The organism is Mesorhizobium sp. M0954 (assembly GCF_040319155.1).
In the GTDB taxonomy this organism is placed as follows: domain Bacteria; phylum Pseudomonadota; class Alphaproteobacteria; order Rhizobiales; family Rhizobiaceae; genus Mesorhizobium.
The window spans coordinates 49,100-58,095 of record NZ_JAMYNR010000036.1; the positions used below are offsets into that span (position 1 = coordinate 49,100).

Below are 8,996 nucleotides of genomic sequence, written 5' to 3' on the forward strand. Positions count from 1 at the left end.
AGTTCTGTGCATGACCGCCATTCCCGAAAACAAAGCCTTGCCCGAAACCGCGCCGGCGGCGCGGCAAGCTCGGCGGGTGGCGCTGATCGTCGCCGTCGCCTTTTTCATGCAGCTTCTGGATTCGACCATCATCTCGACCTCGCTGCCGCAGATGGGAGAATCCTTCGGCGTGCCGGCGGTGGCGATGAGCATCGGCATCACCGTTTATATGCTGACCATGGCGGTGTTCGTGCCGCTGTCCGGCTGGCTTGCCGACCGTTTTGGCGCGCGCAACATCTTCCTCGTGGCGATCGCCCTGTTCACGCTGGCCTCGCTCGTTTGCGGCATCTCACAGAACTTGGCCGAGTTCGTCGCCGCACGCGCGGTTCAGGGCCTGGGCAGCGCGCTGATGACGCCGGTCGGCCGCATCCTGGTATTGCGCAACGCGCCGAAATCCGAGCTTCTCAACGCCACGGCGCTGATCACCTGGCCGGCGCTGTTTGCGCCGGTGGTCGGGCCGGTGCTTGGCGGCTTCATCACCACTTATCTCTCCTGGCACTGGAATTTCTTCATCAACATCCCGCTTGGCGTTGCCGGTTTGGCACTGGTCGCCCGCTTCATTCCCGGCGACCGCGAAGCCGGAGCCAAGCCGCTCGACTGGCCGGGCTTCCTGCTGACCTCGGTGGGGCTCGCCGCGATGCTCTATGGCCTCGAGCGCATCGCGCATCCGGAAGAGGGTGTGTTGCCGACCGTGGCACTGCTCGGCACGGGCATTTTGGTCGGCTGGCTGGCGGTGCGGCATCTGCAACGCGCCAACCATCCGCTGCTCGACCTCACAGCTTTCAAGGTGCAGACCTTTGCCATCTCGACGCTTTCGGCCGGCACGATCTTCCGCATCGCCATCAACGCCACTCCATTCCTGCTGCCGCTTTTGTTCCAGGTCGGCTTCGGCCTGAGCCCGGTCGATGCGGGCATGATGATCCTGGCCTATTTCCTCGGCAATCTCGGCATGAAGGCGGTGACGACGCCGATGCTGAGGCGCTTCGGCTTCCGTTCGGTGCTGATCGTCAACGGGGTGATCGCCTCTTTATCGATCATGGCCTGCGCGGCGCTTTCGCCGCAGACGCCGCAAGCGTTGGTGGTGGTGCTGATGCTGATCGCCGGCCTTTCGCGCTCGATGCAGTTCACCGCGCTCAACACACTGGCCTTCGCCGATGTGGCCTCACCGCAGCGCAGCTCGGCGGCGACGTTGTCCAGCATGCTGCAGCAGATGGCGATGCTGTTCGGCGTAGCGGTCGCCGCGGCACTGCTCAACCTGTCGCAGATCGCCAGGGGCGCTGCGGCGCTCGATCTCGTCGACTTCCGACTTGCCTTCGTGGCGATCGGCGCAATCGGGCTCGTCGCCTCGTGTCGCTTCCTGGCATTGCCGAAGGCTGCCGGCGCCGAGGTCTCGGGCCATGTTTTGCGGATTTGACGCAGGAATCCAGCGGCAATCGCGGACATAAATTATGCCTGCTTCGCTCGTTCCGGAGCAAACCTTTGCCGGCGCTTCGATCGGCGCGATCAATTGCAAAACAGCTTGAGTTCCCGGCATTGCGCCAGCCTCGCCAATCGGTGCATCCAAGCGCGGAATTTCCTCGCAAGCCGGCCTGCAATGCGCGGATTCATTTGACGAATTGGTCTTGAGCCGATTAGCTTTCGTTCCGATGGCCGCAGAGGGAGCAGGGCGTAGCCATCGCGGGTGAAAGCGGGCAATGAACGCGACCGGCTGGCTAAACTGGAGAAGCCTGAACCAAGAGGGCATTGTCTTTGCCATCGCGGTTGTGCTGTTCATTGCCGCCGCCATCGGACTGCCCGGGTTTATCAATTCGAACAATCTCGTTGCCATCGTGCGCTCGGTCTCGGTGCTGGGCATATTGGCGCTCGGCATGGCGGTCGTTATCATCGGCAGGGGCATCGATCTCTCGGCGGTGGCGATCATGGCGATGTCGGTCGCGTGGTATCTGCAACTGCTGAATTCGGGGATGCCCGACGGGCTGGCCTTCGCCTATGTGCTCGCCGGCGTTCTCGCCATCGGGCTGTTGAACGGAATCCTGGTCGCCTACGCCGAGGTCCCGGCGATCTTCGTGACGCTGGCGACCGCGTCCTTCGTCTTCGGCTATGTGCGTTCACAATTGATCACGCAGGACGCCGTGCCGGTGCCGCCCGGCCATTGGGTCGAGCTTCTGGGCGGGCTGCGTTTCCTCGACATCCCGGTCGAGGTGTTTGTCTTCGCCGGGCTGGCTTTCGCCTTCTTCCTGTTCCTGCGCTACACCAAATGGGGCCGCTACGTCTATTTCGCCGGCGACAACCCGGTCGCGGCGCGCAATATCGGCATTCCAGTGCGCCCGATGCTGGTGCTGCGCTACGTGCTGTCGGCCCTGGTCTCGCTGGTTGCCGGCCTGCTCACTGCGGCCAGCCTGCATTCGATCAACACCCGCATCGTCAATTCCACGCTGCTCTACGACATCGTGCTGGTTGCGGTGATCGGCGGCATCGGTCTGTCTGGCGGGCGGGGCGGGGTGCGCAACGTGCTGGTGGGTGCCGCGCTGATCGGCATCCTGCTCAACGCCATGACCATCATCGACATTCCGCTGCTCTATCAGAACCTGATCAAGGCCGCGATCCTGCTGGCGGCGATCATCGTCGACGGGTTCATCAATCCGCGCGACGAGCAGACCGCGCAGCAAGGCGACATTTAAACTGACGCGAACGGTTGGGGCCGGCCGCGAACGACATACCAAACCAGAGGATGTGACATGAAAATCATCAGGACATTTATGGCTGCCGCGGCAGCGCTTGCCGTCTCCGCCTTCGTGGCGCCGGGCTTCGCTGCAGAAGATCCGGGTCCGGCCGCCTATTCGCAAGCGCTCAAGGGCAAGCGTGTGATGCTGGTGCCGATGGCGATGGGCTTCGACCTGGCACAGGGCTGGGCGCATTACCTGAAGACGGAGGTCGAGGCCTGGGGTGGCGTGTTCGAGACGCGTGACCCGAACTGGGTGGTCGATGCCGGCGCGCAGGCGATAACCGACGCAATCTCGTCGGACGCCAGGCCGGACGTGCTGATCATCCATTCGCCGGACCTCAATTCCTATGCCAAGCTGATGAAGAAGGCGCAGGCGGCCGGCACCTATGTGCTTTTGGTCGACAATCCGGCGAACTTCCCGGCCGATGCCTTTGTCGGCAGCGACTGGGATCGCCTCGGCCAGCTGGAAGCCGAAGCGGCGATCAAGGGTTGTGGGCCGAACTCCTCCAAGAAGATCGGGCTGGTGCAGGGCGACCAGGCCAACTCATCGAGCCTCTACCAGTATGCCGGCATCATGAAGGTGCTGGACAAGAACCCCGACTTCAAGGTCGTGGCCAAGCCGGACTCCAACTGGGATGCGACGACCTCGCGCAACGTGACGACGACGATGCTGCAGCAGAACCCCGACATCTGCGCCATCATCGATTTCTGGGACGGCGACGCGACCGGCGCATCGGCTGCGATCCGCGATGCCAAGCTCGAGGGCAAAGTCTTTCTGGTCACCACCGGCGGTGGCGAAAAGACCGCCGACTGCGACAAGCTGCAGGACGGCACTTATGGCGCGGTGGTGATGACCGATCTTGCCCGCCAGTCGGGCGACATGAACGCCGTCATAAAATTCCTGTTGCAGAGCGGCCAGCCGGCCGGCACCTCGCACACCTACATCTACACGCTGGAGAAGGCGACGACCAAGGCCGACCTCAAGCCGGACAGCTGCTGGGACTTGAAAGCACTGCAAGCCCAAGCTGCGGCCAAGTAGGCCGGCTTTCCTGAGCTTGGCGCTGCCCCTCATCCGCCTGCCGGCACCTTCTCCCCGTATAGTGACGGGGAGAAGGGATACGCTCCAACGCTGGCGACCCCCTCTCCCCGTCTCTACACGGGGAGAGGGTAAGGGCGAGGGGCAGCGCAAACCTGAGGCGATTGTTCTGCCCGGCCCCTTTTTCCCTTTCCTCTCGAATAGCAGCATCCGATGTCTTTTCGCGAACGCCTCCAGTCCTGGCGCTACAATCTCGTGCCCGACCATCTCGTCGGCGAGATATTGAGCAAACGCTGGACCGACAACGCCATTCCGTTCCTGGCGCTGGTGGCGACGCTCGGCGTGTTCGGTTCGATCATTCCCGGCTTCTTCAAGCCGATGTCGCTGCAGGAATCGACCCGCCAGCTCGGCGAGTTCTCGCTGGTCGTCACCGGCATGACGGTGGTCATGCTTGGCGGCGGCATCGACCTTTCGGTCGGCTCGATCTTCGCGCTGTCCTGCTTTTCCGCCGTCTTCGTCTTCTTCATCCTCGAACAATCGGTGTGGCTGGCGCTGGCCGCCTCGATCGCCACCGGCCTGCTGTTCGGCGCGATCAACGGTTACCTGATCGGCTATTTCAGGCTGCGCGCTTTCCTGACGACACTGGTCACCTTCATCTTCGGGCGGGCGCTGTTCGACATACTGGTCACCACCTATGCGGCCGACGTCCAGCTTTCCGATGCCACATCGGATGTGCTGGACTTCATCGGCGACGATACCTTCTGGGGCCTGTCGGTCGCGGTGTGGGCGGCGATTATCCTGGCGATTATTACGCATGTCGCGCTGACGCGCTCGCGGCCCGGCTGGCATGTGCAGGCGGTGGGCGGGTCGCGGCGATCGGCTCACAATGCCGGTATCCGCGTACGCCGCACCGTGTTCATGACCTATGTGTTCTCCGGCTTCTGCGCCTCGCTCGGCGGCTTCCTCATCGCCTGCCGGCTGAGCGGGGCAGGGCCGGGCACAGGCCTCAACCTCGAGGTCATGGCACTGACAGCGGCGGTCGTCGGCGGCGTCAGCCTGGGCGGCGGCCGCGGTTCGGTGATCAAGGGGCTGATGGGCGCGATCATCGTGCTGACGATGACCAACGGCCTGATCCGGCTGGGCTATGGCACCGGCACTAACCAGATGGTGCTGGGCATCATGCTGGCCGTCGCCGTCACCATCGACATTCGCTGGCTGAAGAACCGCCACAAGGTGCTGGACGAGGTCTATGTCGCACCGGTCTATCTGAAAATGGGCGCAACGCAGTCGGCCACACCGGGTTCCGGCACGCCTTACGAGCTCGACAACCGATTGTCGGAGGCCGACCATATCGGGCTCGGCGAGCTGGAAGGGCCGGAAGACGTCATCCTCGACCGCGACGACAATCTCTATTGCGGCACCAGGCATGGCGAGATCGTCCGCTTCTTCGCGCCGGACTACAAACGTTCGGAGGTCTTTGCGCATATTGGCGGCTTTCCGCTCGGCCTGGCCTTCGACAAGACAGGCAATCTGATCAGCTGTGTCGGCGCGATGGGCCTCTATTCGGTCTCGCCGCAGCGCGAGGTGAAGCGGCTTTCGGCGGAAACGTCGCGCTCCTGGACCTCGATCGTCGACGATGCGCGGTTGCGCGACCCCAATGATTGCGACATCGCGCCGGACGGCCGCATCTACTTCACCGATTCCACCAAGCGCTATGACGCGCACGACTGGGCGCTGGATTCGATCGAGAACCGCGCCACCGGGCGGCTGCTCGTCTGTGATCCGACGGACGGTTCGACCAAGACATTGCTCGACGGCTACCGTTACACCAACGGCGTCTGCATGGCGCATGACGGCAAGTCGCTGTTCTTCGCCGAGAGCTGGGCCTGCCGCGTGCACCGCTACTGGCTGGAAGGGCCGAAGGCGGGCGTTGCCGAATGCGTCATCCGCGACATGCCTGGCTACCCCGACAACATCAACCGAGCGTCAGACGGCAATTACTGGATGGCCTGGCTCGGCATGCGCACGCCGAGCTTCGACCTGTCGCTGCGCCATCCCGACATGCGCAAGCGCATGACGCGCCGGCTGCCGCAGGACGAATGGCTTTTTCCCAACATCAACACCGGTGGCGTGGTGAAATTCAACGAGAACGGCGGCATCGTCGAGGCGATGGGCGACCTGTCGGGCGCCGCGCATCCGATGGTGACTTCGATGCGCGAGCATAAGGGTTTTCTGTTCGTCGGCGGCATCCTCAACAACCGGATCGGCCGCTACAGGATTGCCGGCGCCGACCCGAACTGGACCAGCCCCGCTTCCTACTGGGGTGCCAAGCCATGATGCTGGACCCGATCCTCGACATCTTCCGCGGCAAGGCAGTGACCATCCCGCCGCTTGATGGCGCCTTCAGGCCGAACACGCTGCTGGACGATGTTGCGGCCTTCGCCGAACTGCCCGAGCCCGACAATCTGCTGGTCGCCGACGGCCGGCTGCTGGCGTCCAGCGGCAATGCCCTCTACGCGCTCGCCGCCGGTGGCGCGCCTGTTCTGGTCGAGACATTTCCGGCCGTGGCCACAGCGCTCGCGCGCTCGCCCGCCGGCGAACTGACGGTCGGGCTCGAAAGCGGCAGGCTGCTGATTGCAGGCAAGGAGGCCGCCCTGCCGGCCGAGATCCGCTGCATAACAGCACTCGCCTACGCAGAAGATGGCACGCTTTGGCTGGCCAATGGCTCGGCCGAACACGCGCCGTCGGAATGGGCCGCCGATCTGATGAAGAAGGGTGCGTCGGGTTCGCTGTGGAAGCGCGATCCGGCAGGCAGCGAATTCCGCAAGCTCGCCGGTGGCATCGCCTTTCCCTATGGGCTGCATCCAACCGGCAAGGACGTGTTGGTCGGCGAGAGTTGGCGGCACCAACTCGTCCGCTTCGACGGCGCGACAGGCAGCCGCTCGACGGTGCTGGCGCATCTGCCCGGCTATCCCGCGCGGCTATCGCCCGCCGCCGATGGCGGTGCCTGGCTGGCGCTGTTTGCGCCCCGGAACCGTCTTATCGAATTCGTGCTGCAGGAAACGCACTATCGGAACGACATGCTGGCGCAAGTGTCGCCGCAACACTGGATCGCGCCGGCACTCGCCTCCAACCGCAGCTTCCTCGAGCCGCTGCAATGCGGCGGCATCCGCACCATGGGCATCCACAAGCCGTGGTCGCCGAGCCGCTCCTACGGGCTGGTGGTCAGGCTCGATCGGGAGATGCGACCGCAATTCAGCCTGCACAGCCGCGCCAACGGCACGCGCCACGGCATCTGCAGCGTGGCGGAGACAGACGGTCGCCTGTTCATTGCCTCGAAAGGCGGCGATTGCCTGCTGGCTATCGACCTGGCTCCAGGAGGGCATCGCTGATGGAACCGATCGTCCGCCTGGAGAACGTGACCAAGACCTATCGCGGCGTGCCCGCGGTGAAGAATGTCAGCTTCGAGCTGCGCAAGGGCGAGATCCACGCGCTGCTCGGCGAGAACGGTGCGGGAAAATCAACGCTGACCAAAATCATCGCCGGCGTCGTCGATGCGACATCGGGAAAGATGTTCCACAGGGGGCAGGAGATCGCCTACGCCTCGCCGCATGCGGCACTTGAAGCCGGCATCGCCATGGTGTTCCAGGAAACCAGCCTGGTGCCGTCGATGACGGTGGCGCAGAACCTCTATCTCGGCACCGAGAGCTTTCTCAACCGGCTGCGCGGCACCTACATCTCGGCGCAGCAGTTCCTGCAGTCGCTGAATTTTCCCGTCGACCCCAATGCCATGGTAGCGACGCTGGGCGCCGCCAAGCGGCAGATGGTCGAAATTGCACGCGCCGTCCACCACAATGCCGAGATCATCATCTTCGACGAGCCGACGGCGACGCTGACGCCTGAGGAGAAGCGGCACTTCTTCGCACTGATCCGCCGGCTCAAGGGAAGGGGTGTGTCGATCGTCTTCATCAGCCATGCGCTCGAAGAGGCGCTTGATATCGCCGACCGCATCACCATCCTGCGCGACGGCGAGCTGGTGATCACCGACGATACCGCCGCTTTCGATCGCGACAGGATCGTCGCCGCCATGGTCGGGCGCACGCTGTCGGGACAGCTCTACAGCCAGCGCGACGAGGCCAGGCTGCGCAGGGCCGGCAGGAAGGTGCTGTCGGTACAGGACATCTCGATGAGCAATGTCGTGCGCAACAATTCCTTCTCGATCTTCGAGGGCCAGATCACCGGCGTGTTCGGGCTGATCGGCTCGGGCCGCACCGAGACATTCAAGATCGTCTCCGGCATCTACAAGCGCGACTTCCTGCGCGGCGGCACCATCGAGCTGGACGACCGGCCGGTGCGCTATCTCGTGCCGAGCGAGGCGGTGGCGGACGGCATCGTCTACGTCACCGAAGACCGCAAGAGCGAGGGGATTTTCGAGACGATGGACGTCGCCGAGAACCTGTTCGGTGGCTTTTTGGCGGCGGGGCGGGAAAAGGGCTGGGTAATCAACGCGCAGGAGATGCGGGCGCTGTCTGCCGAATGGACCAGGACGCTGAACGTCAAGGCGATCAACGATAATGCGCGCGTGGTCGAGCTTTCCGGAGGCAACCAGCAGAAGGTGGTGATCGGCAAGGGGCTGGTGCAGAAGCCGCGCATCGTCATCTTCGACGAGCCGACGCGCGGCGTCGATGTCGGCGCCATCGCCGAGATCCACCAGATCATCAACCGCCTGGCCGACGAGGGCCTGGCCGTCGTCGTCATCTCGTCCTACCTGCCGGAGATCATGAACCTGTCCGACCGCATCCTGGTCTGCCGGCAAGGCCGCATCGTCGAGGAGTTCTCGCCTGCCGAGGCGACGGAGGAGAAGATCATGTACGCTGCGGTGCATTAGGTTCCCGGGCGCGGAAGGTTGACATTTGGATGGTTTTTGCGCCGGCGGATCGTACACTTTGGAGATTGGCCGAGGCGCCCGTCGTTTCGTCATCCTGGGGCGAAGCAAGGAGCGAAGCGACGCGGCGCAGATCCCAGGATCCATGCCGCTACATCAGAGCGCTGCAGCGGTGCAGCATCCTGCTCCGCTGCACCCTTCGGCTAAGGTCACGGCATGATGGGGTGGACGGCGCCCGACGGCATCGGATGTGCCAGAATGAGTTCGTTGAGATCTCAAACAAGGGAGCCGTCCGTGGAACACCTTATCCG

Annotated in this window: 6 protein-coding genes; all 6 read left to right on the forward strand. The window is 63.8% G+C overall.

Going from position 1 to position 8,996, the window contains the following annotated elements:
• Window positions 1-10 precede the first annotated feature (10 nt).
• The 6 genes from NKH93_RS30175 (at window position 11) to NKH93_RS30200 (ending at window position 8,688) form a co-directional block, all read left to right on the forward strand.
• Complete coding sequence (locus NKH93_RS30175; RefSeq protein ID WP_352819967.1) at window positions 11-1,453, forward strand: DHA2 family efflux MFS transporter permease subunit; 1,443 nt, start codon at window positions 11-13, stop codon at window positions 1,451-1,453.
• 280 nt (window positions 1,454-1,733) lie between these two features.
• Window positions 1,734-2,720, forward strand: coding sequence for an ABC transporter permease (locus NKH93_RS30180; RefSeq protein ID WP_352452739.1), 987 nt, complete (start codon window positions 1,734-1,736; stop codon window positions 2,718-2,720).
• A 57-nt stretch (window positions 2,721-2,777) separates the two neighbouring features.
• Complete coding sequence (locus NKH93_RS30185) at window positions 2,778-3,803, forward strand: sugar ABC transporter substrate-binding protein (RefSeq protein WP_352571250.1); 1,026 nt, start codon at window positions 2,778-2,780, stop codon at window positions 3,801-3,803.
• A gap of 210 nt (window positions 3,804-4,013) precedes the next feature.
• Window positions 4,014-6,137 (forward strand): ABC transporter permease, encoded by a 2,124-nt coding sequence (locus NKH93_RS30190; RefSeq protein WP_352974742.1) that lies wholly within the window; start codon window positions 4,014-4,016, stop codon window positions 6,135-6,137.
• Window positions 6,134-7,192: an SMP-30/gluconolactonase/LRE family protein gene (locus NKH93_RS30195; protein WP_352819965.1), complete on the forward strand. Its 1,059-nt coding sequence runs from the start codon at window positions 6,134-6,136 to the stop codon at window positions 7,190-7,192. The genes NKH93_RS30190 and NKH93_RS30195 overlap by 4 nt, the downstream gene beginning before the upstream one ends.
• Window positions 7,192-8,688, forward strand: coding sequence for a sugar ABC transporter ATP-binding protein (locus tag NKH93_RS30200; RefSeq protein ID WP_352819964.1), 1,497 nt, complete (start codon window positions 7,192-7,194; stop codon window positions 8,686-8,688). The genes NKH93_RS30195 and NKH93_RS30200 overlap by 1 nt, the downstream gene beginning before the upstream one ends.
• Window positions 8,689-8,996: the final 308 nt, after the last annotated feature.

Coding starts and splice junctions, on each gene's coding strand:
- NKH93_RS30180 (WP_352452739.1), top strand. CDS start 1,734: ATGAACGCGACCGGCTGGCTAAACTGGAGAAGCCTGAACCAAGAGGGC.
- NKH93_RS30190 (WP_352974742.1), top strand. CDS start 4,014: ATGTCTTTTCGCGAACGCCTCCAGTCCTGGCGCTACAATCTCGTGCCC.
- NKH93_RS30195 (WP_352819965.1), top strand. CDS start 6,134: ATGATGCTGGACCCGATCCTCGACATCTTCCGCGGCAAGGCAGTGACC.
- NKH93_RS30185 (WP_352571250.1), top strand. CDS start 2,778: ATGAAAATCATCAGGACATTTATGGCTGCCGCGGCAGCGCTTGCCGTC.
- NKH93_RS30175 (WP_352819967.1), top strand. CDS start 11: ATGACCGCCATTCCCGAAAACAAAGCCTTGCCCGAAACCGCGCCGGCG.
- NKH93_RS30200 (WP_352819964.1), top strand. CDS start 7,192: ATGGAACCGATCGTCCGCCTGGAGAACGTGACCAAGACCTATCGCGGC.